Genomic DNA, 26,679 nt, shown 5'->3' on the forward strand with positions numbered 1-26,679 from the left:
ATCGATAAGGAAACAGATTCCTTATCGATTTTTTTATTATGGCTGACGTGGGTAAGCCCTTGCCAATCTTTTGTTATTCCCCTGTTTCTGCAAAACGGTGGATTCTCTCGCCTACCTCATCACGAACGCGTTGGAAGAATGCCCATTTCTCTTCATCTGTTCCTTCCGCCTTCGCAGGGTCATCGAATCCCCAATGTACACGTTTCACTTGAGGAGGTGTCACCGGGCACTTATCCGCTGCGTCACCGCACAGTGTCACGACTAAGTCAGCGTTATTCAGAATTTCCGGGTCGATGATATCAGATGTTTGGTTCGTGATATCGATATCGACTTCTTTCATTGCTTTCACCGCATTTGGGTTCAAGCCGTGTGCTTCAATCCCTGCACTGTAGACATTCCACTCGTCACCCAGGTGTTTTTTCGCCCAGCCTTCTGCCATTTGGCTTCGGCATGAATTACCTGTACATAGGAAATAGATAGTTTTCTTTGACATGTTGAATCTCTCCTTTAGTGTTTGTTAGATGATTAATAACCAGAAATAAAGTCCGACCAGTGTGATGAATAGGGTTGGGATGGTCAGGATGATCCCTGTTTTAAAGTACGTCCCCCAGGAGATTTTCACTCCTTTTAAAGAAAGGACGTGTAGCCATAATAATGTTGCCAATGATCCTATTGGGGTGATCTTCGGTCCAAGATCCGAGCCGATGACGTTAGCATAGATCAACGCTTCACGCGTGACACCCGTCGTATCCGTACCGGCAATCGCCAGTGCATCGATCATCACCGTCGGCATATTGTTCATGACGGACGATAGGATCGCCGCGATGAAGCCCATTCCGACTGTGGCAGCGAATAACCCTTGATCAGCCGTCATTTGGATGACATCCGCTAACACATTAGTCAGCCCTACATTCCGCAGGCCATATACCACAACGTACATGCCGATCGAGAAGAACACGATCGCCCACGGAGCCCCTTTGATAACGGTTTTCGTATTGACCGCTGCACTTCTTCTGGCCATGGCCAAGAAGAAGATGGCCACGATCCCTGCAATGATGGAAACCGGCAGACCGATGAATTCACTAGCGAAATAGCCGACAAGTAGGACTGAGAGCACCAACCAGGAAAGGCGGAACATCTTGATGTCCTGTATGGCATCCACAGGTTTCTTCAATTGAGAGACATCATAATTCTTTGGAATGCTCTTTCTGAAAAAGAGATACAGAACCAAGATGCTTGCTCCTAATGAAAACAGATTCGGCACGATCATCCGCGAAGCAAACTCCACAAACCCGATTCCGAAGAAGTCAGCGGAAACGATGTTCACCAAGTTACTGACCACCAAAGGCAGGGACGTGGTGTCGGCAATGAATCCACTCGCTATGATAAATGGAAACACGAGCTTCTCACTGAAATTCAGGTTCCGTACCATCGCAAGGACGATTGGTGTCAGGATCAGCGCCGCTCCATCGTTGGCGAAAAGAGCCGCCACTACTGCACCAAGGAGTGACACATAAACGAACATCCTCACGCCGTTACCTTTTGCCGCCCTTGCCATGTGCAAGGCAGCCCATTCGAAAAATCCGATCTCATCCAGGATGAGAGAAATAATAATAATCGCAATAAATGCTAATGTCGCATTCCAGACGATGCCTGTCACATCCACAACATCATTGAAATCGACAACCCCCGCGATCAGCGCAAGCATGGCCCCGCCGATTGCGGACCATCCGATAGAAAGACCTTTGGGCTGCCAAATGACAAGCACGAGGGTGATGAGAAAAATCACAGATGCTAATATAGTCATAATTCCTTTTTAACCTCCTATTATTCACAAGAAATGCGTAAGCCCTGCTCCTCCAATTTCTTCAATTTGAAGTCCTGATTCGGCAGGTGGTCCAGGAGGCTTTGGATCATCGGGAAGTATTCACTCTCACGGTTAAGGGAGTAAATGATCCATTGACCACGGCGCTTCTCCCTTACAATCCCCACATCCTTTAATTTTCTGACATGTTGACTGATGGCAGGCTGACTTGCTTGAAAGATTTCTACGAATTCACATACACAACAGTCGTTTGTGTCTAATATTTTGATCATGGTTAACCGGGTTTTATCCCCTAATAACTTTAAAATCGTTGCGGCTTTGTCTATATCAGCCATCCACTCGCCTCCTTATATTAATGTATGCTTATATAATAGTTCACTTATATATAGATTACAAGACGTTTCTGTATTATTCTAAGGAAAAGGGGTGGCGAGATGAAAAAGGGATATATAGATAAGATGCGAAAGGAAGATTGGGGGCGTGTAGCCGACATTTATCGGGAGGGCATCGGAACGGGGAATGCAACCTTTCAAAAGGACGTCCCTTCCTGGGAAGAGTGGGATGCCAATCATTTACAAACAGGGCGGATCGTTGTGCGGTCAGAGGATTCAATATTAGGCTGGGCTGCCATGAGTCCTGTCTCTAGCCGAAGTGTATACAGAGGGGTGGCTGAGGTGAGCGTGTATGTTTCGACTTTGCATATGGGAAAAGGCTTCGGGAGCCTCCTCCTCGGTGCTTTAATTGAAGCAAGTGAACAACACGGGTATTGGACCCTTCAATCGGGGATATTCCCGGAAAACCGTGCAAGTATAAAACTTCATGAAAAACATGGCTTTCGAATTATTGGTTATCGTGAGAAGATCGGGAAGATGGATGGCGTTTGGAGGAATACGGTTTTGTTAGAGAGAAGAAGTAAAATTGTCGGATTAGAATGAAAAACCCGGGGACTGAGCCACCGGGATAGGGTTTTGGAGTTGGCCATATTTTTCAATAATGACTCCATTACCCCATGACATCTTTCAATCTCTTATTATGCTTTTGTAGTATCCACCATAACATGAACAGAATAGCAAAGATGGTTAAAAATAGGATTGGCGGCCAGTATATGGTTAATAAGGTCGGCCCGTAATAGGTCAATTGATGGTATCTCTCAATCGTATCCTCATAGGATTCTTTATATTCATATTGAACCACCCAATCATCATCTGCCATGACGACATTCCCCAAATCATATTCGCTAGGAATGATCTCGGCTTTATTTGAAATGATCCCTTCACTGTCGATGACCACTTCTGCCTTTTGATATTCAATCGGGTAGATATTCGTTGGTTCCTTTTTCACCGCGGAGGATTCAGACAGCCACCCTCGCAAACTCTCTGCTTTAAATACCGCAAGATACTGAAGGTGGTCACCATACTTTTTGAAGACTTTTTGGAGTGGATCCACTGCTTCATTAGTTGAATGAAGAACATGGAATACCTCATCCATAATCATATCTTTCTCCATATCTACTTTCGAAAGATCGTTCAACACTTCATTGTTGTCGTTCATGACCATGATCGAGTTACCTAAAAGGAAAACGCCAATAATCAAGGATATAATAGCGGAAAAGAAAACAGTACGGGTCAGTTTCACTTGTGCACGAAAAAATTGAGATATCTTTAGAAACGGCTTCTTGGCATCTATTCTCTCCATGGCATCGTCTTCCTCTATGAACTCCCCACTTTTCATACTATTGTATACTCTCCTGCACCCGTCGCATGAAGTGAGATGTCCTTCAACGAATTCTCTGCTGTCTTCGCTGCATAAATCATCAATATATGAAGGTAATAAATCTTGTACGATATGGCAACGCTTATTCATTTACGTCACTGCTCCTTTCCTTAAGTTTCAACTTTGCACGGTAGAATGTCACCCGTGCCCAGTTCTCCGTTCTCCGTTGGATCTCACCTATTTCACGAAAACTCAGTCCAGCCAGCATCCTCAGCAATAGCACCTCTTTATATGGTTCATCAAGGGCGTGGATGCATCTATAGAGAGCAACTTTTTCTTCAGACTGCAGGACTTCTGTTTCGGGAGAATGATGCATGGGATCGTCATGACTATAAGCCTCCTGTTGCTTCTTCTTTTTATCAACATACTTATAATAGGAATGCTTGGCGATCTGACATAGCCAAACAGACATCTTGCACTCTCCATTGAACCTATCAATGGACCTTACCGCCTGGTAGAAAGTCTCTTGCGTCAACTCTTCCGCCACATCCGGATCGCGGCAGAGAACCATTACATATCGAAATATATCATCCGCGTACTTATAATAAATCTCTTCCAATTCCCCCAATGCTTTTCCCCCTTTCGCCTATATATCTGAAATTGAGCGTATTCGTTACATATCAGTTGAAATTTTATGAAAAGGTGTAAACAGGGGCATCAGCCATAAGAAAGGAGCCTGGGTTATCAGGCTCCTTTTCTTATAAAATAATCTGCCTCTACCTAATGAGGAACATTCAAGGCTCAATCAAATCCGTGTCCGGAGGGATGTACCCCAGCTTTCTGCCTATTTTTACAATTTGTCCTTTATGGTGAAATTCATGTGTGGCAGTATGTGTATATAGCCATAAGGCAGATATCTCGGCACTCTCTCCTTCCTCAAAGGATACGTGTATGGTATGATCCCATTTCCCTTTAAACGCCTGTAAAAATTCATGAACCAGGGAATCTGTCATCTTGAAAATTTCACGCATTTCTTGTACATTCCCAGCAGATTCTGAAGTGATTTTAGGAAGGGATTGACCAAGGCCCCGACTGCCCAGCCATACACGATAGCAATCAGCTACATGGGCATGCAGGCTGCGAATGGAATCCCCGCCAAACTCGTCTACTTTTTTCACATAATCCGATGGAGATAAGGTCTCGCAATAAAGAAATAGCGTCTCTCTCGTGCGACGAATCCACTCATATTGATTTACGAAAACATCCAATTTCTTAACCTCCATTTCGTCTTAATGAGTATTTACCTATGAAATTTTACGGATTTAACTTTGATTCCACTTTTTCTCAGCGATTTCATATGGAAAAGTTATCCGATATGGGAGATAATTAAGCCGCTTTCCATATTATCGTGCGGGAATAAGACTAATCGTGCCCCATTTGTCATCCCCCCACTATTAAATACCCGGGAGCTTCCTTCTTTACAAAATGCTTCTCAATTAACGATAATACCTCATCATTGCCTGGCAATGACACAGTATCAATGGCTTCTTGAAAAGACAACCATCGATAGTCACTGTGTTCCTCGTTTAAGTTCACTTCCTGATCAGATTCCACGAACCCCACAAAGACGGGTGCTATGTATATGTAATTTTCTTCGATGGAATAGATGCGATCAAACGTGTTGGCAGAGTATAAAGAAAGGTTTGTAATACCTGTCTCTTCTTCCACCTCTCTGTATGCTGCTTCCCAGGCTTTCTCTCCTTCATCGATGCCGCCACCGATATAGCACCAAACATCTTTCAACACAGACTCCGCCCTTTTCAGCAATAATACACTGTATTGATTTTCAACTTTTTTTAAAAGGACGACGGCTATTCCAGTGCATCGAATAGGAATTTCGCTCATGTCATCAGCCCCTTCCTTTCAGACCACAACCGCTGAACACCGACCAATTTCAAACCATTGAAATCCATCCTGTAAATATCCGGCTTGGAAGTACTATGTAAGAAATCCAAATCATATCGGCTGTCGTAAAAGCCCATCATTAATGTCATGATGGCTCCGTGCGTCCCAATCACGATTTTCTTTCCTTTGTATGTATTCAATAATGTGTTCAAGACGTTGATCCCTCTTTTTTGGCATTCGGCATTGGATTCTGCGCCTTTTAGTGCGTAATCCGGATCCTGGAATGATTTCTCAAGGAGCGGGCGAAGTTCCTGATCGGATATCCTGTTGTTCCCTGCTGAAAAAATCCGTTCCTTCAAGGTTTCCTCGATGACCACCGGCTTCCCGATATGCCGGCTTATCCCTTCAACCGTTTGAACGGAACGCAGGTAGGGACTTGACACTACCACGTCGATCTCTTCTGTTTTCAATAAGTCGATTATTCTCCGGGCAGCCCTCATTCCTTTTTCCGTTAGAGGACGCGTTCGTTCATCGCCTGTTTTCGGTGAATCACCGTGTCTTACCATGTAGATGTATGTATTCATGATGTTGTTTCCTCCAAATTCCAAAGCACCTTTCTTTTCAGTTCATCGTATTGATTGTAGTTGGTATCCTGAAAGGCCTCACTCCGATTGGAGGCGACGTCTTGATATTGAATGCTTTCTTTGAATTGGGATGAGGTAAAATCATATCGTTCACGATCAATCATATTGTAGAAATGCCAGCCTGCAGGTAATCGGGTTTTATAGATTTCCCCACCCAGGAGATCGTTAACGACAAGGGAAGTTACTCCGCACTGACCCTCCGCAGGATTATCACTGGTCCATTTAGAACTCGTTTTTAACGACCAGGATTTTTTCAACACTCTTGCTAATTGAGCACTTTCCATATTTCCCTCCCTATAAATCGACGGTCTGAACGACTTCATCCGTACTTTCATCAACCAGTAGGATCTGGTTATATGTGCTCTTCGGATCCTTCTCGAAATACCAAAGAGACACGTCTTCTAACTGATATTCATTTACCACTTTCGGGGATAATGCTTCAAGGTTCAAAATGGTTGCTTTATGATCATCCACTTTGACCTCCAGCTCTTCGGCATTGTTGATTAGGCCATAAATCAGGGTATCCCCATGGCCCTGATACCCTTCCAAACGATCAAAATCTCTATCAGGATCGATCGGTCCCCAGGTAAGCATTCCGCTCTTCCATCCGAAGAGTCCCTTGTGAGCATAAACCGTTCCTAGATTACTATTATTTTTGATAAAAAAGATAATGACTCGTCCCCGAGTTTATAGGCAGGGATCAGTAAAAGTTCGCTGTCCTCTGCAAGAACGGCTTCATGGGGCTCCGCATAAGAGTCCTGATATTCTGCATATGCCCAAAGGCTTGTGATTGCGATCACCACCATCAACCAAGAGACCGTGGCAATAATGATTTTATTTTTCATGTTCAATCCTTTCAAGAGAATCTATTAATCGTGCCTGATTTGAAGAATTCATGCGAGTTTCAAGTTTATCGTGCGGGAATAGAAATAATCATGCGGCTTTTCACATAATCATGCCGGATTGTCGAATTTTCTTTATTTCTTACTCTCCTAAACTCTCACCTGTCAAAATCTCAAACAAACGGGCAGACTCTTTCGTTGGAAGCTGTGCATAATCAAATTCTCCTTGAATGACTTCAAGACTATCCTTTTTCGGACTGATCCACATTTTATAAAGCTCTGGTTTTGCCTCTATATCAGGTTTTTTAAATTCGTAGATGAACTGATAATCCGGAGGCCGAATAAAGTCGACCTGTGCCTCAGTCCAATGAGTGTCAGCAAGAATGGCTCTTACCTCTTCCACCTGTTTCGTGTCTGTGACTTTGGTAAAGTCCTCATACTTATTTTCGTCGCCGATCCTCTTTTCCACTGCGATGTTTTGTTTATCACCTGAGCAGGCTGATAGTAAGAGAATGACTACAATAGTAAGAATAGCCTTGAATCCCCGCTTCAGCATATGGCAGTCTCCCTTCGTTCGACTTCACCTTTTTTATTCACCGTGTCCGTCCCCCATTCACAATTACTTTCGTTCTCCCATGCCACAATGTACTTATTCCATTCCTTCGTTACGGAAACAATCTCAACGGTGCCGCCATGGTGATCCATCACGATGGCTTTCGCCTGTTCTTCCGTCACCTGGGATTCGATATCATTGCAGCCGACCAATAACAGACCTCCAAACAGGATGGCGGCTCGTTTCATCCTTTTTCCTCCCGAGACAATATGGCATCGTATAATTCCACCCTGACATCGGACGGATTTTGATTTTGGTAGACTTCAAGATTCCAGCTGTGAGTGGAACGGGTAAAACCATGATCCCTGATCCATTGGTGCAGTTCTTCATAGCTACTTCTGATCTGGTCATTCGGACCTTGATGGAGGATGGTGGCATATCGGTGTGGGGGGATGGTCAAGGTCTGCATGTCAGCCGGAATATCGCTAAATTCGCTGACCTGCAGTCCGATCCAGTACCCGTCTTCTTCTGGTATTGACTCTTCGACGATAAATGCGCCAATCTGTTGACTGGGTTCCAGTGCGTTCCGGATTTCTCCTGCTCTCTCTTTTAAACGCTGTGCTGCTTTCGGAATTTCTTCCACATACTTTTCTCCTGGACAAAGAACCCTGAAACCAACCAGCTTCACTTCTCCTACCTCTTTCACGATACTGACCATTATTTCCCCTCCTATATCCACTCTTTCAGGTGATCCTGAATGAATGCGATATCCTTCTGATAATGTTTCACATGACCTTCTTCCACCATCTTCTGAAAAGCGTGGTCGCCTTCCTCGGCTTTTCGATGGATGGTCTTGCATATGGCTTCCAATCGAAGCAAGACCATCTGAAGATCGTCCATTCCAAAATCAAAACCGTATGCTGTAAAGAACCGGTTCACCCTCTGTTTGATTCGCCCGGCATCCCGTGAATAATCGTAGTGAATGGCCTCTCCCGCTTCGGAATATCGTACGCGACTCAAAGGAACACAGGTGTAAAGGGTATACGCAATGTCCCATCTTCTCGGACCGGGACCCGATACATCGAAGTCGATGATCCCGACCGGCTTATTCTTGTTAAAGATAATGTTATACACAGCAAAGTCATTATGGCATAAAACCTCGAAAGGCTGTGGTGTTAGATCGATCGGCTCCCAGTCTTCACTTATCGGAAAGTCACTTACCGCATCATGATACTTGAGGAGCATACCCGCTATTTCTTCAAGGGCAACATCTGACCACATGTATTCTTTTAACGGATAATTTCCCGCTTCTCCTTCTATGAACGATAAGATTTCCCTTCCTTTCTCATCAATACCGCGAAAAGTCGGAGCATGAGGGTATCCTTTCGCTTCTAAATGGTTCAGGAGCTTATGGATTTTCGGGCTCTCTGGCTTAAGCTCCCGACGGACGGTGTCTCCGGAACGGTATACGGTCGAGACGTTACCACCGGCTAATTTTTCTTCGTGTGTCATGTGGACTTCCACCTTTCATCTACCTCATTACTCTCTGTCCCTCTTCTACAGAAGAATATAATGATGATTAATAAGACGTTACGTTTGATAATTCCAATTATTTCAAAATACCAGTCAATTAACAATCCCCATCTAACAAAAAAACCCCCTAATCTAACCAGAGGGCCATTCTCATATTTAAGTGCAGCATTAGTATGATGATTACCTTTCCACGCTTTTCTTCTTAATAAACGGGCTTATAGCCGTTCCGATTGATATGCCAAGAAACGCAGCGATGGCATAAAATCCAATGGCCATACCATCCCAGCCACCGACCCTGAATATACTGAAGAGTATGGTTCCTAGACAAATCACACCCAATACGGCAGACAAACTGAATACGATGAGATTACGGGTATACCTGGCCAACAACACCATCAAGCAGGCTGCAAGAATGAAAAGCACGATAATCGGCAGCCACCCTTCTAACATGAGCATGTCTTCACCTCCTGTATGGAATGCTGATCATCTGGTAAACCACCACAAGAAAAATAGAATGACGGCGATTAAAAAACATAGTAGCGCAAACACATATTTTCTGTCCGTTTTTTTCTTTTCCGAATTTGCAGCGACGATCCCTCCGACCAATGGAATAGAAATGGCCATCCACATCCAGAAACTCATCTAACTCGCTTCCATGTATGAAAGAATCTTTTCTTTTAATCCACCATTACTTGTATAAAGAATATACGTTTTGGAACGGGTCTTGATCACGACTCTGTCAGTGTGCCCGTAAGGTAAACCAATTCTTACGGCCATTTTTTCCTCACCGCTGTATGTATCGTCCATTGAAACCTCTTTTATATTTGAGATAGGAATGTCAATCTGACTTAACTGCCACTTAATATGTAAGTTCCCGTCCTTCCTCGATACCTTCACTTCCATGGTGATCACTCCTTTCTTGATAGTAATAGATACGTTCGATGTCGCAATCGGTTTCAGTTTTTTCCATTTTCATTCTTTCTCTTTCAACCCAAACCTCGGTTTACTGAAATAAGCACCGATCAACAGAAACATCATCGCTATCAGGAATCCAACCGCTTCTTGATGGATTAAAATGGCTACGGGTAAGGATAAGGCTGACAGTATAAAAAAGAATTTCATCAACATCGAATCCCTCCTGGGTAGATAATTCCAATTATATTTGGCGAAATGGTAAATATATGTTATGATGAAGGTCATCTTGAGATTGACTACAATCAAAACCCACTTCATTCGAGGTGGGTTTTCTGTTTATTCCTTTTATTCTCCGGCTGCTTCAACCAGTAACGCACCCCTTTTCCAGCGAGAGGTTCATCCTTGTACCTTGGAATCACATGGAGATGGCAGTGAAAGATAAACTGATTGGACACCTCACCGACATTCCATCCAAGGGTATAGCCATCTGGGGAATATTCCTGATCCAGAAAGTCTTTCGCCTTCTGCAACAACTCATATATATCGTTCCACTCTTTTTCCGTTAACTCGAAAGCGTTTCTATGATGATTCTTCGGGACGATTACGCCGGATCCTTCCAGTACCTCCTGATGCTTGTTATGCTGCAGGAAATAGCAGGATTCGTTCTCAAATACGATGTTTTGATCTTTGTCCTTTTCTGGATGGCAGAATGGACAGCTTTCTTCATAGGTCATGTGTTTTCCCTTTCTTCTTTTACCGAAGTGCCTTGCCAGAGAGGATATGCCAGTGCAGATGCTTGGAGTCCTGATAGTCCCCCATATTCGTGATCACCTTACACGCCCCATGCTCATCTGTAACCATGCGCGCCACTTTTTTGATGACACCCATTAGCTCAACCAATAATTCATTATCCCCTTCTTCCAGTGTAAGCAGCGAGGGAATATGCCTCTTCGGGATTGCCACAATATGGACGGGATAAAACGGCCTCGTATGATGGTAGGCAAGGACATTGTCTGTTTCCATCACCTTTTTCACTTCTGTTTTTCCGCTTAATACCTCATCACAATAGAAATCATTCGTCATATAGCCACTTCCACCTTTCTCGTTTCTCTTTCCAATTATTTCAAACCTCTGCTTCTATGACAATCCTAACTTCCCATTCTGATGCACCCTTTACCCAACTGTTTATTTTTGCAAAAATAACTCATACGAACTCTACACAGTGAAACCCCTTTCATTCCTGGTTCACAGTCCCTATACTAGACTTATAAGATGATCATCTACTAAACAAGAATATAAATATGCAAAATTAACTAGAGGAGGATCCTCATGGTATTGGATAAAAGACGTGCACACTTATTATCCATCATTCAGCATTCACCAGATCCGGTTCCCACAAAGGAACTGGTTGCCAGAATGAACCTGTCCCAAAGGACCATATATTACGACCTTGATCAGATCAACAGCTGGCTAAGGACGGAAGGCTTGGAACCGATCGAAAGTCAGCATGGAAAGGGATTATTCTTGCCTCCTGACTCAAAATCGAAGCTGATGGTTTCGAAGGATCAGAGTTTTGAAGATTGGCAGTATCAATTATCGAAAGAAGAACGCGAAGTCCTGATTAAAGCCTCCATCCTCTTGGAGGAACAGGATGCGTCGATGCAGCGGTTCATGAATCTGACCAGCATGAGCCGGGGGACGATCGCGAAGGTGATTAAAGACATTAAGAAGGAATTTCGTGAAGCCGGTTTGGATCTTTATTACAAGAAGGGATCAGGTTACCGATTGAGTGGTCCCGAGGAGGCAAAGCGAACGATGCTTTCTACGATCCTTGCGACCATCTTCTCCCATCAGGATTGGCAGAATGTCCGGAACGAGGTTCATCGAATGATTCAGCCGGAAGCCGATACGTGGTCACAGGAAACGGAGCAAAGGCGTCTGGTGCGTGAAATCCTATATGAAGCCGAAAAGGAATTGGGATTGACGCTGACGGATGAAATGGTTGAAATCCTGTCGCTTCAGATCCTGATGATCATGAAGCGGATTGAACTGCACAAGTACATTTCGGTGCCTGACGCCGAAAAAGAAGTTTTGAAGCAGACAGAAGCCTACAGGGCCGCCCTTCATATCACCAATAAGCTTGACGTCACGTTTCCCGATGACGAGGTTTGTTTCATCACGATGAACCTGCTTGGATCCAAGGTCCAGCAGGATAACTTCAACCGCTATACGGAGCAGGAAATGTCGGGGCTGAAGGAAGTCGTTCAACGGATGATCCATGATTTCCAGCTTTACTCCTGTGTTGTATTCGATGACAAAAAGGGACTACAGGAAAACTTGATCTCTCATATTAAACCGACGTTTTACCGGCTAAAGTACGGGCTTTCGATCGCGAATGATCTGTCTGACAGCATTCAAACAACGTATCCGGACATCTTTCATCTGACGAAGCGGGTGATGAAACATTTGGAACTGTATGTTGGAAAAACCGTACCCGATGAAGAAGCGGCCTATATTACCCTTCACTTCGGAGGATGGTTGACGAAAGAGAAGAAAAAGGTAGAGACAAAATTCAAAGCCCTTATCGTCTGTGAAAATGGGATTGGGACATCCAATATGCTCAGGACTCAGCTCGAAAATCTGATTGCCGGGCTGAATGTCATCACGACGCTTTCCATGAGGGAATATCGAACCACCAAGTACGAGGCGGATATTATTTTTTCCACCAATTATATAAAAGAAAAAGACATCCCCGTCATCCACGTTCCTGCCATCCTGACGAATCTTGAAAAGGAACGGGTCATGCAGCGGATGAACGAGCTTTTCGACTCGAAACCGACCGAAAAGAACCGGACCGACCTTCTGATGGACGTGATCAAGCGTCACGCGACCGTCCTTGAAGAAACCGCACTGAAAAAAGAACTGGTCCAACTTTTAGAACAAACTACTCCCACGATAAAGGAGCTCAGAAAGCCTATGCTTAATGAATTACTGACCGAACAGACGATACAGCTGAAAGATCGTGTCACAAACTGGGAGGAAGCTATCCGGGTCGCGAGTCAGCCCCTCGTCGACCACCAAGCGATCCGTCCGGACTATGTGGACGCGATGATCACAAACGTGAAGGAACTGGGTCCTTACATTGTCATCGCACCGAATATCGCCATCCCCCATGCCCGTCCGGAGACAGGCGTCGAACAGCTGGGGATGAGCTTCCTGCGACTAGAAGAACCCGTTTATTTTTCCGAAAAAGAAAAACATCGCGCCCAGCTCATCATCGTGCTGGCGGCAATCGATAATCAAACGCACTTGAAAGCACTCGCACAGCTTACTGAATTATTATCGAATGAAGACAACGTGGAGCGGTTGATCGCAGCAAGTGATCTAGAAACCGTCATCGAATTAATCAATCAAACAGTAGAAGTATAAATTTGAGGAGGAAATGAAAATGAAAAAAGTATTAGTCGTATGTGGAAATGGATTAGGTAGCAGCATGATCGTGGAGATGAACGTAAAAGCAGCACTGAAGGATATGGGGAAAGAAGCGGAAGTGTCTCACACGGATCTGACTACAGCCAAAACGGAACAAGCGGACCTGTTCCTGGGTTCAGAAGATATCGTTGAAAGCCTGGAAGACGGCCGCAAAAATGTCGTGAAGTTAAGAAACTTGATGGATAAGAACGAATTGCGTGCAGCGTTGGAACAAAATATCTAGACCACTTTGAACTAGAAAGGAGCGATACACATGATTGATATCATTATGAAGGATATACTCGGTACACCAGCGATCCTTGTCGGTCTATTCGCCTTAATCGGGCTCCTGATTCAACGAAAGAATACAGGGGATGTCGTGTCCGGAACCCTTAAAACGGTCATGGGCTTCGTCATCCTCGGGGCGGGTGCGAATGTACTCGTCCAGTCCCTCGGGCAATTCAGCAGCATGTTCAATCACGCCTTCGAAGTCGACGGTGTCATCCCGAATAACGAAGCCGTCGTCGCCCTGGCACAGGAAAGCTTCGGGACGGAAACCGCGATGATCATGCTGTTCGGTATGGTGGTCAATATTGTGATCGCACGATTCAGTCCTTTTAAATACATCTTTTTAACCGGTCACCATACGATGTTCATGGCCTGCATGATCGCCGTCATCCTGACGACCGGAGGATTCACGGGAGTACCGTTGATCGTTCTAGGTTCGATTATCCTTGGTGCATTGATGGTCCTGTCACCTGCTATGCTTCAGCCATTTACACGGAAAGTCACGGGTTCAGATGATTTTGCCGTCGGTCACTTCGGCTCAATTGGGTACTTGGTGTCAGCGATGGTCGGTAAAGCCGTTGGAAAAGGAAGTAAATCCACAGAAGAAATCAAGGTTCCGAAGTCACTCGGTTTCCTGCGTGATACATCCGTTTCCGTTTCCCTGACGATGGTCATCCTGTTCTTCGTCGTAGCAGGCGCAGCAGGTCCAGCCTTCGTTGAAGGAGAATTAAGCGGTGGGCAGAACTTCCTGGTATTCGCCTTTATGCAGGGAATCACCTTCGCCGTTGGTGTGTACATCATTTTAGCCGGGGTACGCATGCTCCTTGGTGAAATCGTACCTGCCTTCAAAGGAATTGCGGACAAAGTTGTCCCGAATGCCAAACCGGCCCTTGATTGCCCGGCCATCTTCCCGTTTGCCGGGAACGCGGTCATCATCGGATTCCTATTCAGCTTCATCGCCGGTCTTGTCAGCATGTTATTCTTACCTTTACTCGGATTGAAGGTCATCGTTCCGGGACTCGTCCCCCACTTCTTTACAGGGGCAGCAGCCGGAGTGTTCGGTAATGCAACAGGCGGACGCCGGGGCGCGGTCATCGGTTCCATGGCGAACGGGGTCATGATCAGCTTCCTGCCGGCCCTCTTGTTACCGGTACTAAGTTCATTAGGATTCCAGGGAACTACCTTTGGAGATGCAGACTTCGGATTAGTTGGCATCGTGCTTGGAAATCTTGTTAATCTGATTGAATCTAATATGATGGTATTTGTATCGATCATCGTTCTTCTTGCCGTCCTATTCTTTATCAGCTTTAAGTCGAAAGGGACTGGGGAGAAGGAAGAAACGGAAGTAGCTTAAGATGGAAGTAGCCACCCTCCATGTTTGTGGAAGGTGGCTACTTTTTTGTTTAATCTTCCATTACAATACACTTAATACATATCCTTCTGAGTAAAATTCCAAAACGCAACGGCAAGGCAAGCGGCAGTCCATACTGCAAGGACTGTTAATGAAAACGGCAGTGACATCCCTTCAATCGGGGGAGCTTGACCTTCTAAGTAATTGATCAGATCAAAATTCAAGTTCACCAAATACTTTGAGCTCGTCCAGCTAGAACCGATAGAAGATAAGAGGGTGCCTGCAATCAACACAGCCATCATCGCCCCGATACCGGTTGCTGTATTTTTTACAAGTACTGAAATCATCAGGCTTATGGTGGCAACAGTCGCTGTCACGACCCATGCAAGCCCCGCTGACATCAGCAAGTATTCCCACATCGGAAGGGTATGAATGTATGTCGTCGAAAATTCACCTGAAGGAGAAGCTTGAAATCCCGTCAGAATGGGTGCCGTCCAGCCATCATATCCGAGGACAATCCCCGAAATCCCATAGCAGACAACCACCGTAGCTGCTATCAGCATCGATGTATACAGTAAAACCGTCAGCCATTTGGCCATCAGGATCTTCCATCGTTTGATCGGTCGGGATAATAATGTCTTGATGGTCCCATCATTGTATTCCCCACTCACAACATCAGCCATTATGATAATGATGAGTAAAGGCAGGACAAGTGTGAGTCCCTGTGAGAAAAAAATGCGGATGAATGTAGGTGCTCCAGGATAGTTCGGATTAATGTTGTTGTCCAAGTAGTATTGCTTTTGCTTCAAATCCAATTCAAGGAATTGCCTGGCCTCATCCTGGATCCCACTGGATGCCAGCCGGTTTTGCCGATCGACAATCTCCTGCTGCAGCTCCACTCGCCAGTCCAGCGTACCCTGCTTTTCAATCTTCTCTTGTATCTCCCGGTATTGTGCATATGTAAACATAGAGACGAGAATGATTAAAATCGCGATGACAACGGCAAAGCGTTTTTTGGAAGCAATTTTCATGACCTCATTTTGAATCAGACCGATCATATTCGGATTAGACAATATGATCGCCCCCTGTCAAACCAATAAATAAATCCTCCAATGTCTGGACCTTCCTTTCAATGGTCCATACCTCGATTCCAGCCTGTAGTAACGATTCATTCAGGATCGACGTTTTGCTTTCATCCATAAGCGTATGGATCGTATGATCATCGTACAGTTCTGCAGATTGGACATAGGGAGATGCTTTAATGATATCAAGTGCACGAATAGCATCATTGACTCTCCAGTCTACACCTGATGATAATGCATCCACTAAATCACTTACCTTGCCTACCTTCACGATTCTCCCACGACTCATAATCGCCACTCGATCGGCAAGCATTTCGATTTCACTTAAAATATGGCTGGATACAAGAACGGAAAGACCCGTTTCGTCGACCAGTTTCCTGATAAATGTACGAAGATCCTTTATTCCCATTGGATCCAATCCATTTGTAGGTTCATCCAATATAAGTACATCCGGCCTGCCCAACAATGCTTGTGCAATCCCGAGCCTCTGACGCATTCCCAGTGAATAGGTCTGTACCTGGTCATCAATTCGTGCAGTCAGATCAACCAGATCAATGACCTCTTGTATTCGTTCACTATCTACCTTAGGCAACATCCGTGCAAACAGTTGCAGATTTTCCCGACCGGTCAAATACTTATATAACTCTGGATTTTCAACAATTGAACCAAGGCGCTGCATCGCCTGTACAAATTGCTTTCTTACATCAAAATCACAGATTTTTATGACTCCCGATGTTGGCTTGATCAGACCAACGAGCATCCGAATCGTAGTCGTTTTCCCCGCACCATTGGGCCCAAGGAATCCAAATACTTCTCCTGGATATATGTCAAATGATATATTATCTATAATCGTCTTTTTCCCTATTACTTTCGTTACGTTCTTCAATTGAACGGTTGGCTTTATGCTCATATCATCACCCTGCATCTATTCTAACGAACTTTTTTCTCAATTGCTCTTATAAATACTCAGCATGAGTAATAGTTGGTACAATCATATATAGAAGGAGAGATTAAGAGATGAAAAAATGGATGTGGCAACTATTTATCACCCTTTCCCTTGCACTGACCGTCCTATTTGGATATGGATTTGCAAGAGCCTATTCAGATATCGCCAACCCTCCCCAAGAGAAGATCGTAGCAGAATCAGTAGAAGCTCCGGCTACACCTGGAGAAACGTATATTGCACTTGGCGACTCATTGACAAGGGGGGTAGGATCTTCAAAAGGAGAAGGTTTTGTCCCGCTGGTTGGAAATTCACTTAAAGAAACCAATACGGTGGAGCGGTACCAAAACTTAGGTATTCGGGGTGCCAGAATTGAAGATTTACTGGCTCAGCTAGAACAAAAGGATGTCAAGCGATCTCTTAAGGACGCCAAAATCATTTCCATCACAATTGGGGGGAACAATCTCTTTAATTCTGGTGAGATTTTAAACAATTATTCAGAAGCTACCGCCCTTGGCATTCTGGAAACCGAAATTCCTAACTTAGAAAAAACGTTTGAAACCATTCGTGACATAAATAAGGATGCCATCATCCTCTATATGGGGCTATATAATCCCTTTAAGGAATTATCGGACGGGGATTCCTTTGACTCGGTCATCCAAAAATGGAATGAATCCGCCCGCACATTAGGCTTGAAATACGACGTTCAAGTGGTGGATACCTTCAATTTGGTAACGGATGCCGAACGCGATCTTTCAAGTGACAACTTCCACCCAAATGATGCTACTTATCAGCAAATAGCTGATAGCCTCTCACTTGTCATTGAAAAAAACATTATACAATAATATCGAAAAAGCCATGGGGACAGGTACCATGGCTCTTTCCTGCCTCTAGGCTCTTTATCAAATCTGATGCACAATCTCCAATAATCGCTTCGGATCTTCGGAAGAGACCCTCTCTGACAATCTGGCCGCAGCAATGATGGGCGCCCATCGAAATATCTCTTCTTTAAACAAACCACTTTTCTCACAATACAACCGCATATACATATTCGCCAGTTCCTTTGATACCTGAGAATACAGAAGATAGGTGCGATACACGTCAGCCCGTCTATCCCCCGCACTGGAATCCACCCAGTCTATGATGGTTACGTTATTATCTGACAGAATTAAGTTATATAAATGAAAATCACCGTGACAGAGATTTTCTTCAAAGGTCATGGAATTGAGTTTTTTCAGTAAGATGGACTTCATCTGATGACTCAATACAGGTGCCGCTTCTATTTGGCGATGAAGCTTTTCGGACATGGGTTCAATGGAATGAGCTTTGATCTCATGAATGCCCATTTGAATGTCTACTGACATGCCCATATAGTATTCCGCTCTTTCCTTATTGTCAGTGAGGAAAAAGCCTATCGTTTTTCCTTTAATGTGTTCCATGATGATGACCTGTTTTCCGTCTATGTTTGTGACATCATAGATTTCCGGGACAGGCAGTCCACATGAATGGGCATACTGCTGCTTTTTTGCTTCTTTCATGGATTCACCGGCGGGTAAGGAGTCGTTAAAGACTTTGTAGATTTTATTTTCATAGAGATAGATGGTGGCTGTGTTGCCGGTTGCGGTGGGGGTGCCCAGGTTCATTTTGTTTCACCTCATATTTTATAAGCAGCTCCAAAGTATAAATGAAACTGGCTATTTATTGTTTACTTCTTCATGATATCGGCTATTATCTCTGCGAGAACCTCTATTGTCCGATATTCCTCCTCAAGTGTATTTTCTTCTCCTCCAACATTCATCAATACCGATTGTTCCAGTAAGTCTTGGTTGTAAGTGTTTTGTTCGTCAGGATTCTCCTTGGATTTCACTAAAACTCCAGTTGACAATCCAGGCATATTCTTTTCTATTTTTTTATGAAGCAGATTGGCAAATCTTAAATTCTCCTCGAAATTTTTGCTGGATTTAGAAACGATGAACATCATTCTTGCATACTCTTTATTTTCTACAGTAAGAGTTGTCTCAGGTTTCTTTCTTGAATCCCGATGAATGTCCAAAGCCATTTTGACCTTCGTATGATCTTTAAGAACCTCTTGGAATCGTTCTCTAGATACCACATAGGACTGATCAAATGACCATTGTCGTTTGTCTAATACGTCACCTACACTTATTTGTTCATGAATGGTATTGATGCCTCTTTCGTTTAATAATTGATGGAGTCGTTTCCCTACAAGTGTAATATTCGTAGAATCATCGAATGCTTCAGAAGATTGATTGGCAGAAATTTCGGGAATGAACGATTCTTTGTCGTGCGAATGATAGATGTAAATAGACGGCTCCTCTCGCTCCGCAGGTGGTGAAGGTTGATCTGTGACAAGCGCTGCCATATTCTGTTTGACCGTGGCAGTACCGTCAAAAAAGAATAACCAGGATGCAAGAATGGCACACAATGTTATTCCCAGGGATGTAAGAATCCTGTTTTTATACTGTAGCCTGCTGCGCCTTTGGTTTGCAGCCTTCTTCAACACTTGTCCAGTGGCAGAGACAAATTCTTTCCGGGGTTCTAAAGGATATGTTTCTTTGATTAGCTGAATGATTTCCTTTTCATCTCGCATGTCGTAATACCTCCTCCGCCTCAACATTCAACTTCTTTTTCAGCTCTTTTAAAGCCCTGTGGTAACTTACCTTCACCTTGGATTGACTGCACTGAAGAATGTCAGAGGTTTCTTTTACTGAGAATTCATTGATCCCCCTGAGGATGACGATGGATCTGTAGTCAGGTTTCAAGCTTGCAATGGCATCATGTACCGTTGCCTGCAATTCTTTTTCTTCCAATTCCTCACTTGGCTGTTTTCCACCTGAAACCAACCTTTTAAAGAATCCTTCCTTAAAGATGGATACAAATTTCTTCTTACGATAATGATCAATGGCGACGTGTTTGGCAATGGAGAGTATCCACGTTTTTATGGATGATTGATGATTATAACGGGATAAGTGATGGAGCACGCGAATAAAAACTTCCTGTGTTAAATCCTCTGCATCGTTCCTGTTTCCTGAGAAGCAGATCAGGAATTTGTATACGTCCAAATAATGTTCCTGGTAGAGCTTTGAGATGGTGACCTCAAGTTCCTCTGCATCAACCAATCTTCTCCCCCCTTTATGTGTTCATTGATTAATCGAATGAGTGCGTGAAAAGGTTACACTTTTTATATAAAAATAAAAGAACTTCTCTGTGTAAGAAGTTCCTCCCTTATTCTCAAGGCTTATTCCAAAAAAACGTCGTCACCACAAATGGAAGAAGCAAACCGAACACTAATAGGAGACCATTTCCAAACAGCCCAATTTTTCTGTGGATGGTTTTTTCTCCGAACAAAGCGGCCACGAAACCTACCACCGCCATCAAGACAGTAGGCAGTAAGAATGCGTCTTTCCCAAATAGGGATAAAGCATAGAATACTAGACCGATGATAAAGAGAATGAATGAAACCATACTCATTCGTTTTTTCACACGAACCCCTCCTCTTCGCTATTTACATATGTTAGCTTAGAAAAAATCATTCTTCACTCAGCTAACGCCTCTTTTTCTTCATCCTTACAAAATACAAACCGATAAAAAGAAACCCATACAATAGAATCCAACCATACTGCCAATAATAACGATACGGGATGACCGTAACCCCATCGCCTATACTCATCATCGTTAAGGACGTCCCAACAGGAGGATACAACAGGTTCAGCCATCCAACGTCAGGAAATGAGGTGGCTGCCAGCGACAAAATGAGGATACTGAGAACTCCCCACCATGTGTTAAGCGAATGTCCCACCAGCTCCCTTGTAAAAATGGCCGACAATCCAATTGAAAGAAAAGCCAAGCTAAAGTGAGACAGCAAGCCCAATATCACGTGAGAAGGATAAATTTCACTGCCGAAGGCTTGCCATACGATGGGATACAGCACAGAAACGAGACTAAACAAGAATGCCATGATCACACATACGATATACAAGGCCAGGTGGTATTTCCATGGCCTTCTAGCATGGAGCAAGGTAATCTCTTTCTGCGCCGCATCCTCACTGTGAAAAACCGTCACGGTAAACCAGCTCATCATAAAAAACAGGGCCAATGATGTAAATGAATAGCTGTCGTATATGGGATTAGGTGTATATGTATAATTGAGCATCAACGTAAAGATCAAGATCGTCAATGGAGGAATGTACGTAAAAGACCTTAGATAATGGGTAAAATGATAACGTATCAATGCGTTCAATTTCCTTCTCCTGTCCTAGAAGTATTCTTTCAAATGACGAACGGAGGAATGCACCTCCTTGATGGATGCCCCTCTTGTTAGGAGTTCACGCAACACATCATCGACATGAATGGTGTTCACCCTCGTTTCCACTCTCTTGATCCCATTCTCAAGTACACCCACTTTTTCAACCTCAAGGGGAACGGACACTCCTTCAAACTCTTCCTCCCCTATTTCAAAGATCAAAACGGCAGAAGGAATTCTCGTCGATTCACTCCGTTGGATGACCTTTTTATCCTTTATCACAAAAACCTCATCCACTAGATTTTCCAATAGCCGTGTTTCATGACAGCTTAGGATGATACTGATTCCATCATTCTTTACGTTTGCAAGAATATCTTCCATATCACTTTGGGCCACATCGTCCAGCCCAGATAATGGCTCATCGAGAATCAGGACATCCGTTTCTTCCAGCATGGCCTGCATAATGGCGACCTTTTGCTTCATTCCTTTGGAAAAAGTACCAATCCGTATGTTCCAGACATCCTTCATATGAAAGATCTTCATCAAATCATCCACTCTATTTTGTAGGTGCGACTTCTCCATTCCCCTGATGCGTCCCATGTGAATCAAGTATTCTTCCGGAGTAAAAGGGATTGTGGCAGGAGTTCGTTCTGGCACATATCCAATCTTTAGAGAAGGAGCCCCCTTGATCACCTCACCACTGTCAGGGTTCACTATTCCAGCCATCATTCTTAAAAGAGTACTTTTTCCAGATCCATTCTCCCCCACCAATGCAATGATTTGATGAGAAAAAATAGACAAGGATGATTCTTTTATGATGATGGATTTGTCATAGCGTTTAGTCACTGCTTTCAACTTTATAAGCGATTCCATCCCTTTCATCCATCCCCTGCCAACATATTTAAAAGGAATGAGAGAACCAGCCCCGACACCGCTGCCACCAGTCCGTTCAAACCAATTACCGTTAAGCTCATGCCACCCCATCCACCAACGGCCAGACTAAAGATCCAGCATAAAGCAGACAAGAGGACCAGCCCAAAGAATAGCTTCACATTGAAAAAGGAAGGGATTCTACCATACTTCTGCAAAGCCTGTAAGACACAGGCAGCCACAGTCCCGATGATGACCAACATCAACGCGTCTATTGACATTTTGAATGCCTCCCCGTCATTTTTCTGTTTTTATTCTTCCGTTCCAACCCTTACGATATAGGTAGATAAATAGATTCCCAACATAAAGAGGAATAACTCGGTAATGAATAATAACTTACCCGTTTTCTAGTTTGGTTTCTCCCATCGTTCTCGTTTGTAATTCCAATTATTTCAAAATAAGAAGGGATGCACAATCTTTTTTTATCTATTCAGGAAATATATTGTTGGCTCACATAATCCATAACAAGGAGATCTGCGCTACCCTCTAATTTTTAATTTCTCTGTATCGATTCCAGCTTCCTTCAACTTCAAATCCGCCTCATCCTCTATGAGATCCTTGAACACCTGCAATGCATCGTCAAACTCGACATGCTTATCCATCAGAAAGCTCATCCTATGTTCGATTTCAAGCCACGTAGAAATGTCCGCTTCATTATGCTGAATCTGGGCTTCGAGCTTATCCAGAGCGTTGGCCACTTTTGCTTCATACGTTTCTTTCTCTTCGTATTCATGCCATAGTTCGTATAGCTCCTCCCCTAATGCATTTCCCAACATATCTTTTATTCTCTCAATGGATTTCCTCTCATTGAATGCCTTTTGTTCCTTCGCCGCTGGGTCATTCATCGTATCAAATGCCGGGATGTCCCCGGCTTCCGCCTCGACGAGATCGTGGATGATGATCATTTTTAGTAATCTTGCCAAATCCACATTCTGCGTTAAATATGACTCCATCAGCATGGCCATTAGGGAGACTCTCCACGTATGCTCGGCCACGCTTTCTTGTCTGCCGTTCGAGAGCCAGCTGTGCCTCATTTCGGATTTCAGCTTTTCCCCCAGTTTGATGAGTTCCAAGATGTTTATAAGGTCTGTCTTCATTGTTTCATTCTCCTTTTCAGGCTCCTGATCTGTCCCCGGTGATTGATTTCATCTTCTAAGACGTGAAACCAGAGATAGTAATGGTTAAACGGGACACCGTTCGGCCACTCATTTTCTTCAAACAGCCAGTCGTCGTTTCTTTTTCTAAGCTCGGACAGGGTCTTATCCCTTACGGCTGAGAGCTCATCTATATAGAACTGAACGGAATGTCCTTTTATCGTTTTTCCTGCATTCTCACCGAGTTCCAATGCTGTTTTCCATTTCTGCAGCTCTCCTTCGTTGATGTCCCGTTCTTCGAATGAAATGACACCATGCACAAACTCAATAGAAGCAATATGAAGAAGAAGCGATCCGATGGTATTCACATCGCCTTCTGCCTTCTTATCCAAGTCTTCTTCCGTTAGATTCTTTATCTCTTCCAATGTCACAGCCCGGGTATGTTCCAGCATTGAAACGAGTTCCCCCATCGTTTTTGTGTAACCGCCATTATTTTTTATGCGATAATCGATCATTTCCATTCCCCCTAACCAATCTACCTTGCATTTTACCAATTCCCTCCATTTTTAATAGACTGATATTTTGGAGATATGAGTGATATAATGGAATTAAGATACAAAAAAAGAAGCCTATCCAAAGCTCCTTAGTTAAATATCTTGAGATTTCATTTTATTTAATTCCTGCGTCCTTTCCTTTTTCAGATCTTTTCTTCCCCTGAACCATTCTTCCATTAAAAATGCTGAACCCACTATCACAACCAGTAAAGCACTTAATACCTTTACCTGCCCCACTAAAACGAAATAAGTCATGGTGACTACAAAGATTGCAGGTATTAAAAACCCCCAATATACACTATCTCTCTTTGCCAAAAAGTACTGAAACCCAAAAGTAACGACAAGTAATAAAAGTTGAAACCACTCATTCATTTCACTTTTCCTCCATTTCGTTTTTATATTTTTCAATGATCAACTTTGCATCCTCCAAGCTGACCCTTTCTTCTATCGCCAGATGTTTAACAAAGCTGATAAACTCTTCCTTATCATTTCTTTCATTTAGTTCAATTTTTTGAATGAGTCTGTCCAAACGAGTGCGGACTGTTGGATAGGAGACATCATAATTTTTTGCAATGTGCTTTAACGAACCAGAGTTTAATACAAATTTCCTGATAAACTCCACTTCATCTTTTTCCAATGACAAGATCCAATCCGGAACATCTTTTAGATCCATATAAACCCTCCTCTTAACCCATATAATACCAAATTATTTTAATAATGTAAAAGTATTTTTTAATATTATTAAAAATATTATTAAAACAAAACTAAATAATAATTATACAAACGAATCTTTCAAAGTTGAATAAAGTACTGAATAGCATACGAGAGGGAAAATAAAAAAAGAGCTTATCTTAAGCTCCTTCAATCGGCAGGTAAACCGCCACTTCTTCCCGGCCATCCTCCATGGGATGATACGTCTCCACGATGTATGCCTCTGATTTTCGTTGATATCCCTGATATGATATATGTGCAGAAAGGTATTAAGAAATCCCGTCATCATTCAATGATTTTTTCAATCCGCACGTAGCGGTTGGGAGATCAGGTTAAGCGGCATAGCTGACATATAACCGGAAAAATTCCGCTTATTTCGTAATGAATTGTAAAAACCCAGAAATAGACTGAGAAATTCCGCCTATTGTTTCTATTACTACAAAAATGGTGGACTTTTCTGTGCATAGGCGGAAAATCTCCGCTTATTTCTCCCAATACAAGAGAGACTCGGAATATAACCGGAAAATCTCCGCTTATTATTCTTTTTCTCGTTCATCTCAATTATATAAAGATAGCATTCCTAATAAAGAAACTCGCCAAATTTCCAGCGGCGAGTCTTAATCAAACATAATTCCACATTTTTATCGGTGCGCCTCAAAACAGTGATGAGAAGCTCATCTCTTAGGTCCGTCCCTCTATCTTCACCCTCTGCGCTACCAGATACCCGCCTGCCAGCACAAAGAAAATCACCAGCAACCAAACAAACCCGTCGGTAAATCCAGTCCGTTCAACGGCATAGCCGAAGAGTGGGAAGCTGATCATGATCACAAAGCTCTCCATTAAGCCGATCAAGGAAAGAAAAGTCGAGCGTATATTGCTTTTCAAAAAGCTCTGCACAAATGAGCTGAAGATCGGTTCGAACAAACTCAAGAGCTGGGCAAGAATCAGAAACGACAGTAGGATCGCCCAGTCCGTTGCGAAGATGAACAGCACGAAAAAGACAAGAAAAAGTCCTAATCCGTAATATAGGATATTGAAGAACTTGAATCGTTCCTCTACCTTATACGCAATCTTTGCCATCACGACGCCGAGGAGTCCTTCGATGGTGAAGACGGCTCCGACGACGATGGAGGAATAGCCCAGTTCAACAAAGTATTCCTGTCCGTAGAATACCATGATGACCATGACACTACTCGCCAGGATAAAAAGGACAACCGGTGCGTGAATGACCCTGTTATTTCTCCACACATTAACCCCCAGCCGGAATTGATGGACCCACTGGTTGTACCAGCGCCCGCTGATTTCTTCGGTCTTCTCCCGCTCTGGTTCTTTCATGAAAAGAAGAGGAATCACCGCCATGACGTGGGTGACGATCGTGGATCCGTATACCCATTCCCAGCTCACTTCCGCCATGAAGCCGCCTAGGAATTTCGCGAGGCTCAGGGATAGCAGGGAAATCGCCGTCATGCTCCCGATGACCCGCGTATAATCCTTTTCCCGTTTCTCATTTTTCAATGTGTCATAAGCAAAAGCCTGCTCGGCACCCGAATGAAGGGTGACCATGAGCCCCATGGACAGGAACGCCAGGGTGAACATGGAGAAATTCCCGCTCATCAGCATGAACAACCCGTATAGCAGACTGAACACATTCCCGATAACAAGGCTGATCTTCCGCCCGTACAAATCAGCGATCATCCCTGTCGGAACCTCGAACAGCACGATAGCCAAATGGAGCAGGGCCTCAAGGATCCCGATTTCACCTAAGGTCATCCCTTTATCGCCAAGGTAGATGACCCATAGTGCCCGGTCGAAAAACAGTTGAGCAAAAAATAAATAAACATACAGCAGATATATATTGTTTTTTGTTTTCATCATTTCATTTCGTCCTCTCATAACACAAAAATAAATAGGCTCGGACGACATTGGGTTTCAGCTGCTGAAAATCCTCAGAAATTCAGCAGCTGAATAACCACACCTTCCCCTCCAAGCCGCCGGAATTGCACAAAAAAAGCCACAGGGAATCATTCCCCATGGCTCTCGCTATTATAGGAAATCATACAC

General features: G+C 43.7%; 40 protein-coding genes. 5 read left to right on the plus strand and 35 right to left on the minus strand.

Features of this window, described 5'->3' with window-relative positions; translation table 11 throughout:
• Positions 1-73 precede the first annotated feature (73 nt).
• Genes arsC through KYJ26_RS10785 form a run of 3 tightly spaced genes read right to left on the minus strand, consistent with a single transcriptional unit; the run spans position 74 to position 2,160 of the window.
• On the minus strand, positions 74-493 hold the full coding sequence (gene arsC, locus KYJ26_RS10775) for an arsenate reductase (thioredoxin) (protein WP_219167272.1): 420 nt from the start codon (positions 491-493) through the stop codon (positions 74-76).
• A gap of 24 nt (positions 494-517) precedes the next feature.
• Entirely contained in the window at positions 518-1,807 is a 1,290-nt protein-coding gene (locus tag KYJ26_RS10780) for an arsenic transporter (protein WP_219167273.1), read from the minus strand.
• 20 nt (positions 1,808-1,827) lie between these two features.
• Complete coding sequence (locus tag KYJ26_RS10785) at positions 1,828-2,160, minus strand: ArsR/SmtB family transcription factor (RefSeq protein ID WP_219167274.1); 333 nt, start codon at positions 2,158-2,160, stop codon at positions 1,828-1,830.
• Between the two features lie 99 nt (positions 2,161-2,259).
• Between KYJ26_RS10785 and KYJ26_RS10790 the strand changes: the two genes are divergently transcribed.
• On the plus strand, positions 2,260-2,760 hold the full coding sequence (locus tag KYJ26_RS10790; protein ID WP_219167275.1) for a GNAT family N-acetyltransferase: 501 nt from the start codon (positions 2,260-2,262) through the stop codon (positions 2,758-2,760).
• A 67-nt stretch (positions 2,761-2,827) separates the two neighbouring features.
• Here the strand turns inward: KYJ26_RS10790 and KYJ26_RS10795 are convergent, their stop codons facing one another.
• From KYJ26_RS10795 to KYJ26_RS10880, 18 genes are all read right to left on the minus strand, one after another.
• Positions 2,828-3,688 (minus strand): zf-HC2 domain-containing protein, encoded by an 861-nt coding sequence (locus KYJ26_RS10795; protein ID WP_219167276.1) that lies wholly within the window; start codon positions 3,686-3,688, stop codon positions 2,828-2,830.
• Positions 3,681-4,166, minus strand: coding sequence for an RNA polymerase sigma factor (locus tag KYJ26_RS10800; protein WP_219167277.1), 486 nt, complete (start codon positions 4,164-4,166; stop codon positions 3,681-3,683). The genes KYJ26_RS10795 and KYJ26_RS10800 overlap by 8 nt, the downstream gene beginning before the upstream one ends.
• Positions 4,167-4,332: 166 nt before the next feature.
• Entirely contained in the window at positions 4,333-4,806 is a 474-nt protein-coding gene (locus KYJ26_RS10805; RefSeq protein ID WP_219167278.1) for a DinB family protein, read from the minus strand.
• Between the two features lie 172 nt (positions 4,807-4,978).
• Positions 4,979-5,443 carry an NUDIX hydrolase gene (locus KYJ26_RS10810; protein ID WP_219167279.1) on the minus strand — a complete coding sequence of 155 codons (465 nt, stop codon included), beginning with the start codon at positions 5,441-5,443 and terminating at the stop codon, positions 4,979-4,981.
• Entirely contained in the window at positions 5,440-6,027 is a 588-nt protein-coding gene (locus KYJ26_RS10815; RefSeq protein WP_219167280.1) for a histidine phosphatase family protein, read from the minus strand. Before KYJ26_RS10815 ends, KYJ26_RS10810 begins: the two co-directional genes overlap by 4 nt.
• A complete protein-coding gene (locus KYJ26_RS10820) occupies positions 6,024-6,371 on the minus strand; it encodes a YunG family protein (protein ID WP_219167281.1) in 348 nt (115 codons plus the stop codon). Before KYJ26_RS10820 ends, KYJ26_RS10815 begins: the two co-directional genes overlap by 4 nt.
• Before the next feature lie 10 nt (positions 6,372-6,381).
• Positions 6,382-6,681: a hypothetical protein gene (locus tag KYJ26_RS10825; RefSeq protein ID WP_219167282.1), complete on the minus strand. Its 300-nt coding sequence runs from the start codon at positions 6,679-6,681 to the stop codon at positions 6,382-6,384.
• A gap of 44 nt (positions 6,682-6,725) precedes the next feature.
• A complete protein-coding gene (locus KYJ26_RS10830) occupies positions 6,726-6,932 on the minus strand; it encodes a hypothetical protein (RefSeq protein WP_219167283.1) in 207 nt (68 codons plus the stop codon).
• A gap of 139 nt (positions 6,933-7,071) precedes the next feature.
• Entirely contained in the window at positions 7,072-7,485 is a 414-nt protein-coding gene (locus tag KYJ26_RS10835) for a YhfM domain-containing protein (RefSeq protein WP_219167284.1), read from the minus strand.
• Entirely contained in the window at positions 7,479-7,730 is a 252-nt protein-coding gene (locus KYJ26_RS10840; RefSeq protein ID WP_219167285.1) for a hypothetical protein, read from the minus strand. The genes KYJ26_RS10835 and KYJ26_RS10840 overlap by 7 nt, the downstream gene beginning before the upstream one ends.
• Positions 7,727-8,200, minus strand: a complete 474-nt coding sequence (locus tag KYJ26_RS10845) for a GyrI-like domain-containing protein (RefSeq protein WP_219167286.1) — start codon at positions 8,198-8,200, stop codon at positions 7,727-7,729. The genes KYJ26_RS10840 and KYJ26_RS10845 overlap by 4 nt, the downstream gene beginning before the upstream one ends.
• An 11-nt stretch (positions 8,201-8,211) precedes the next feature.
• Entirely contained in the window at positions 8,212-8,994 is a 783-nt protein-coding gene (locus tag KYJ26_RS10850; protein WP_219167287.1) for a phosphotransferase, read from the minus strand.
• A gap of 201 nt (positions 8,995-9,195) precedes the next feature.
• Complete coding sequence (locus tag KYJ26_RS10855; protein ID WP_219167288.1) at positions 9,196-9,471, minus strand: YesK family protein; 276 nt, start codon at positions 9,469-9,471, stop codon at positions 9,196-9,198.
• A 27-nt stretch (positions 9,472-9,498) separates the two neighbouring features.
• Positions 9,499-9,657: a hypothetical protein gene (locus KYJ26_RS10860; protein WP_219167289.1), complete on the minus strand. Its 159-nt coding sequence runs from the start codon at positions 9,655-9,657 to the stop codon at positions 9,499-9,501.
• Positions 9,658-9,918, minus strand: a complete 261-nt coding sequence (locus KYJ26_RS10865; protein WP_219167290.1) for a SunI/YnzG family protein — start codon at positions 9,916-9,918, stop codon at positions 9,658-9,660.
• A 69-nt stretch (positions 9,919-9,987) separates the two neighbouring features.
• Positions 9,988-10,143 carry a hypothetical protein gene (locus KYJ26_RS10870; protein ID WP_219167291.1) on the minus strand — a complete coding sequence of 52 codons (156 nt, stop codon included), beginning with the start codon at positions 10,141-10,143 and terminating at the stop codon, positions 9,988-9,990.
• A gap of 101 nt (positions 10,144-10,244) precedes the next feature.
• Positions 10,245-10,664, minus strand: a complete 420-nt coding sequence (locus tag KYJ26_RS10875; protein ID WP_219167292.1) for an HIT family protein — start codon at positions 10,662-10,664, stop codon at positions 10,245-10,247.
• Positions 10,665-10,683: 19 nt separating this feature from the next.
• Positions 10,684-11,013, minus strand: a complete 330-nt coding sequence (locus KYJ26_RS10880; protein WP_219167293.1) for an HIT domain-containing protein — start codon at positions 11,011-11,013, stop codon at positions 10,684-10,686.
• A 246-nt stretch (positions 11,014-11,259) separates the two neighbouring features.
• On the opposite strand from KYJ26_RS10880, the gene KYJ26_RS10885 reads away from it, so the two are divergent.
• Genes KYJ26_RS10885 through KYJ26_RS10895 form a run of 3 tightly spaced genes read left to right on the plus strand, consistent with a single transcriptional unit; the run spans position 11,260 to position 15,043 of the window.
• Entirely contained in the window at positions 11,260-13,359 is a 2,100-nt protein-coding gene (locus tag KYJ26_RS10885; protein ID WP_219167294.1) for a BglG family transcription antiterminator, read from the plus strand.
• A 19-nt stretch (positions 13,360-13,378) separates the two neighbouring features.
• Entirely contained in the window at positions 13,379-13,645 is a 267-nt protein-coding gene (locus KYJ26_RS10890) for a PTS sugar transporter subunit IIB (RefSeq protein ID WP_060671682.1), read from the plus strand.
• A 30-nt stretch (positions 13,646-13,675) separates the two neighbouring features.
• Complete coding sequence (locus KYJ26_RS10895; protein WP_219167295.1) at positions 13,676-15,043, plus strand: PTS ascorbate transporter subunit IIC; 1,368 nt, start codon at positions 13,676-13,678, stop codon at positions 15,041-15,043.
• 71 nt (positions 15,044-15,114) lie between these two features.
• On the opposite strand, the gene KYJ26_RS10900 is transcribed toward KYJ26_RS10895, so the two are convergent.
• A complete protein-coding gene (locus KYJ26_RS10900) occupies positions 15,115-16,113 on the minus strand; it encodes an ABC transporter permease (protein WP_257474971.1) in 999 nt (332 codons plus the stop codon).
• Positions 16,106-17,032, minus strand: a complete 927-nt coding sequence (locus KYJ26_RS10905; protein ID WP_219167296.1) for an ABC transporter ATP-binding protein — start codon at positions 17,030-17,032, stop codon at positions 16,106-16,108. Before KYJ26_RS10905 ends, KYJ26_RS10900 begins: the two co-directional genes overlap by 8 nt.
• Before the next feature lie 107 nt (positions 17,033-17,139).
• On the opposite strand from KYJ26_RS10905, the gene KYJ26_RS10910 reads away from it, so the two are divergent.
• Positions 17,140-17,910, plus strand: a complete 771-nt coding sequence (locus KYJ26_RS10910) for an SGNH/GDSL hydrolase family protein (protein WP_219167297.1) — start codon at positions 17,140-17,142, stop codon at positions 17,908-17,910.
• 57 nt (positions 17,911-17,967) lie between these two features.
• Here the strand turns inward: KYJ26_RS10910 and KYJ26_RS10915 are convergent, their stop codons facing one another.
• The 12 genes from KYJ26_RS10915 to KYJ26_RS10970 form a co-directional block, all read right to left on the minus strand.
• Positions 17,968-18,708 carry a phosphotransferase family protein gene (locus KYJ26_RS10915; protein WP_219167298.1) on the minus strand — a complete coding sequence of 247 codons (741 nt, stop codon included), beginning with the start codon at positions 18,706-18,708 and terminating at the stop codon, positions 17,968-17,970.
• A gap of 62 nt (positions 18,709-18,770) precedes the next feature.
• A complete protein-coding gene (spoIIP, locus tag KYJ26_RS10920) occupies positions 18,771-19,676 on the minus strand; it encodes a stage II sporulation protein P (RefSeq protein WP_219167299.1) in 906 nt (301 codons plus the stop codon).
• Positions 19,666-20,205 carry an RNA polymerase sigma factor gene (locus KYJ26_RS10925; RefSeq protein WP_219167300.1) on the minus strand — a complete coding sequence of 180 codons (540 nt, stop codon included), beginning with the start codon at positions 20,203-20,205 and terminating at the stop codon, positions 19,666-19,668. Before KYJ26_RS10925 ends, spoIIP begins: the two co-directional genes overlap by 11 nt.
• Before the next feature lie 112 nt (positions 20,206-20,317).
• Positions 20,318-20,569, minus strand: coding sequence for a hypothetical protein (locus KYJ26_RS10930; protein WP_219167301.1), 252 nt, complete (start codon positions 20,567-20,569; stop codon positions 20,318-20,320).
• Positions 20,570-20,630: 61 nt separating this feature from the next.
• Positions 20,631-21,326: an ABC transporter permease gene (locus KYJ26_RS10935; protein ID WP_219167302.1), complete on the minus strand. Its 696-nt coding sequence runs from the start codon at positions 21,324-21,326 to the stop codon at positions 20,631-20,633.
• 15 nt (positions 21,327-21,341) lie between these two features.
• The gene (locus KYJ26_RS10940; protein ID WP_219167303.1) at positions 21,342-22,202 is read right to left on the minus strand and encodes an ABC transporter ATP-binding protein; all 861 of its coding nucleotides are present in this window, start codon (positions 22,200-22,202) and stop codon (positions 21,342-21,344) included.
• A gap of 5 nt (positions 22,203-22,207) precedes the next feature.
• Positions 22,208-22,480: a hypothetical protein gene (locus KYJ26_RS10945; protein ID WP_219167304.1), complete on the minus strand. Its 273-nt coding sequence runs from the start codon at positions 22,478-22,480 to the stop codon at positions 22,208-22,210.
• Between the two features lie 258 nt (positions 22,481-22,738).
• Positions 22,739-23,356: an HD domain-containing protein gene (locus tag KYJ26_RS10950; RefSeq protein ID WP_219167305.1), complete on the minus strand. Its 618-nt coding sequence runs from the start codon at positions 23,354-23,356 to the stop codon at positions 22,739-22,741.
• On the minus strand, positions 23,353-23,868 hold the full coding sequence (locus KYJ26_RS10955) for a DinB family protein (RefSeq protein ID WP_219167306.1): 516 nt from the start codon (positions 23,866-23,868) through the stop codon (positions 23,353-23,355). Before KYJ26_RS10955 ends, KYJ26_RS10950 begins: the two co-directional genes overlap by 4 nt.
• A gap of 132 nt (positions 23,869-24,000) precedes the next feature.
• Positions 24,001-24,279, minus strand: a complete 279-nt coding sequence (locus KYJ26_RS10960) for a hypothetical protein (protein ID WP_219167307.1) — start codon at positions 24,277-24,279, stop codon at positions 24,001-24,003.
• 1 nt (position 24,280) lies between these two features.
• The gene (locus KYJ26_RS10965; RefSeq protein WP_219167308.1) at positions 24,281-24,580 is read right to left on the minus strand and encodes a DUF2089 family protein; all 300 of its coding nucleotides are present in this window, start codon (positions 24,578-24,580) and stop codon (positions 24,281-24,283) included.
• 719 nt (positions 24,581-25,299) lie between these two features.
• A complete protein-coding gene (locus KYJ26_RS10970; RefSeq protein ID WP_219167309.1) occupies positions 25,300-26,493 on the minus strand; it encodes an MFS transporter in 1,194 nt (397 codons plus the stop codon).
• Positions 26,494-26,679 lie beyond the last annotated feature (186 nt).

Origin of the sequence: Rossellomorea orangium, assembly GCF_019334305.1 — a bacterium.
GTDB lineage: Bacteria > Bacillota > Bacilli > Bacillales > Bacillaceae_B > Rossellomorea.

Bases quoted from the DNA above. Each gene is read 5' to 3' on its own strand.
- arsC (WP_219167272.1), bottom strand. From the start codon at position 493: ATGTCAAAGAAAACTATCTATTTCCTATGTACAGGTAATTCATGCCGA.
- KYJ26_RS10780 (WP_219167273.1), bottom strand. From the start codon at position 1,807: ATGACTATATTAGCATCTGTGATTTTTCTCATCACCCTCGTGCTTGTC.
- KYJ26_RS10785 (WP_219167274.1), bottom strand. From the start codon at position 2,160: ATGGCTGATATAGACAAAGCCGCAACGATTTTAAAGTTATTAGGGGAT.
- KYJ26_RS10790 (WP_219167275.1), top strand. From the start codon at position 2,260: ATGAAAAAGGGATATATAGATAAGATGCGAAAGGAAGATTGGGGGCGT.
- KYJ26_RS10795 (WP_219167276.1), bottom strand. From the start codon at position 3,688: ATGAATAAGCGTTGCCATATCGTACAAGATTTATTACCTTCATATATT.
- KYJ26_RS10810 (WP_219167279.1), bottom strand. From the start codon at position 5,443: ATGAGCGAAATTCCTATTCGATGCACTGGAATAGCCGTCGTCCTTTTA.
- KYJ26_RS10815 (WP_219167280.1), bottom strand. From the start codon at position 6,027: ATGAATACATACATCTACATGGTAAGACACGGTGATTCACCGAAAACA.
- KYJ26_RS10820 (WP_219167281.1), bottom strand. From the start codon at position 6,371: ATGGAAAGTGCTCAATTAGCAAGAGTGTTGAAAAAATCCTGGTCGTTA.
- KYJ26_RS10825 (WP_219167282.1), bottom strand. From the start codon at position 6,681: ATGCTTACCTGGGGACCGATCGATCCTGATAGAGATTTTGATCGTTTG.
- KYJ26_RS10830 (WP_219167283.1), bottom strand. From the start codon at position 6,932: ATGAAAAATAAAATCATTATTGCCACGGTCTCTTGGTTGATGGTGGTG.
- KYJ26_RS10835 (WP_219167284.1), bottom strand. From the start codon at position 7,485: ATGCTGAAGCGGGGATTCAAGGCTATTCTTACTATTGTAGTCATTCTC.
- KYJ26_RS10840 (WP_219167285.1), bottom strand. From the start codon at position 7,730: ATGAAACGAGCCGCCATCCTGTTTGGAGGTCTGTTATTGGTCGGCTGC.
- KYJ26_RS10845 (WP_219167286.1), bottom strand. From the start codon at position 8,200: ATGGTCAGTATCGTGAAAGAGGTAGGAGAAGTGAAGCTGGTTGGTTTC.
- KYJ26_RS10850 (WP_219167287.1), bottom strand. From the start codon at position 8,994: ATGACACACGAAGAAAAATTAGCCGGTGGTAACGTCTCGACCGTATAC.
- KYJ26_RS10855 (WP_219167288.1), bottom strand. From the start codon at position 9,471: ATGCTCATGTTAGAAGGGTGGCTGCCGATTATCGTGCTTTTCATTCTT.
- KYJ26_RS10860 (WP_219167289.1), bottom strand. From the start codon at position 9,657: ATGAGTTTCTGGATGTGGATGGCCATTTCTATTCCATTGGTCGGAGGG.
- KYJ26_RS10865 (WP_219167290.1), bottom strand. From the start codon at position 9,918: ATGGAAGTGAAGGTATCGAGGAAGGACGGGAACTTACATATTAAGTGG.
- KYJ26_RS10870 (WP_219167291.1), bottom strand. From the start codon at position 10,143: ATGTTGATGAAATTCTTTTTTATACTGTCAGCCTTATCCTTACCCGTA.
- KYJ26_RS10875 (WP_219167292.1), bottom strand. From the start codon at position 10,664: ATGACCTATGAAGAAAGCTGTCCATTCTGCCATCCAGAAAAGGACAAA.
- KYJ26_RS10880 (WP_219167293.1), bottom strand. From the start codon at position 11,013: ATGACGAATGATTTCTATTGTGATGAGGTATTAAGCGGAAAAACAGAA.
- KYJ26_RS10885 (WP_219167294.1), top strand. From the start codon at position 11,260: ATGGTATTGGATAAAAGACGTGCACACTTATTATCCATCATTCAGCAT.
- KYJ26_RS10890 (WP_060671682.1), top strand. From the start codon at position 13,379: ATGAAAAAAGTATTAGTCGTATGTGGAAATGGATTAGGTAGCAGCATG.
- KYJ26_RS10895 (WP_219167295.1), top strand. From the start codon at position 13,676: ATGATTGATATCATTATGAAGGATATACTCGGTACACCAGCGATCCTT.
- KYJ26_RS10905 (WP_219167296.1), bottom strand. From the start codon at position 17,032: ATGAGCATAAAGCCAACCGTTCAATTGAAGAACGTAACGAAAGTAATA.
- KYJ26_RS10910 (WP_219167297.1), top strand. From the start codon at position 17,140: ATGAAAAAATGGATGTGGCAACTATTTATCACCCTTTCCCTTGCACTG.
- KYJ26_RS10915 (WP_219167298.1), bottom strand. From the start codon at position 18,708: ATGAACCTGGGCACCCCCACCGCAACCGGCAACACAGCCACCATCTAT.
- spoIIP (WP_219167299.1), bottom strand. From the start codon at position 19,676: ATGCGAGATGAAAAGGAAATCATTCAGCTAATCAAAGAAACATATCCT.
- KYJ26_RS10940 (WP_219167303.1), bottom strand. From the start codon at position 22,202: ATGGAATCGCTTATAAAGTTGAAAGCAGTGACTAAACGCTATGACAAA.
- KYJ26_RS10945 (WP_219167304.1), bottom strand. From the start codon at position 22,480: ATGTCAATAGACGCGTTGATGTTGGTCATCATCGGGACTGTGGCTGCC.
- KYJ26_RS10950 (WP_219167305.1), bottom strand. From the start codon at position 23,356: ATGAAGACAGACCTTATAAACATCTTGGAACTCATCAAACTGGGGGAA.
- KYJ26_RS10955 (WP_219167306.1), bottom strand. From the start codon at position 23,868: ATGATCGATTATCGCATAAAAAATAATGGCGGTTACACAAAAACGATG.
- KYJ26_RS10960 (WP_219167307.1), bottom strand. From the start codon at position 24,279: ATGAATGAGTGGTTTCAACTTTTATTACTTGTCGTTACTTTTGGGTTT.
- KYJ26_RS10965 (WP_219167308.1), bottom strand. From the start codon at position 24,580: ATGGATCTAAAAGATGTTCCGGATTGGATCTTGTCATTGGAAAAAGAT.
- KYJ26_RS10970 (WP_219167309.1), bottom strand. From the start codon at position 26,493: ATGATGAAAACAAAAAACAATATATATCTGCTGTATGTTTATTTATTT.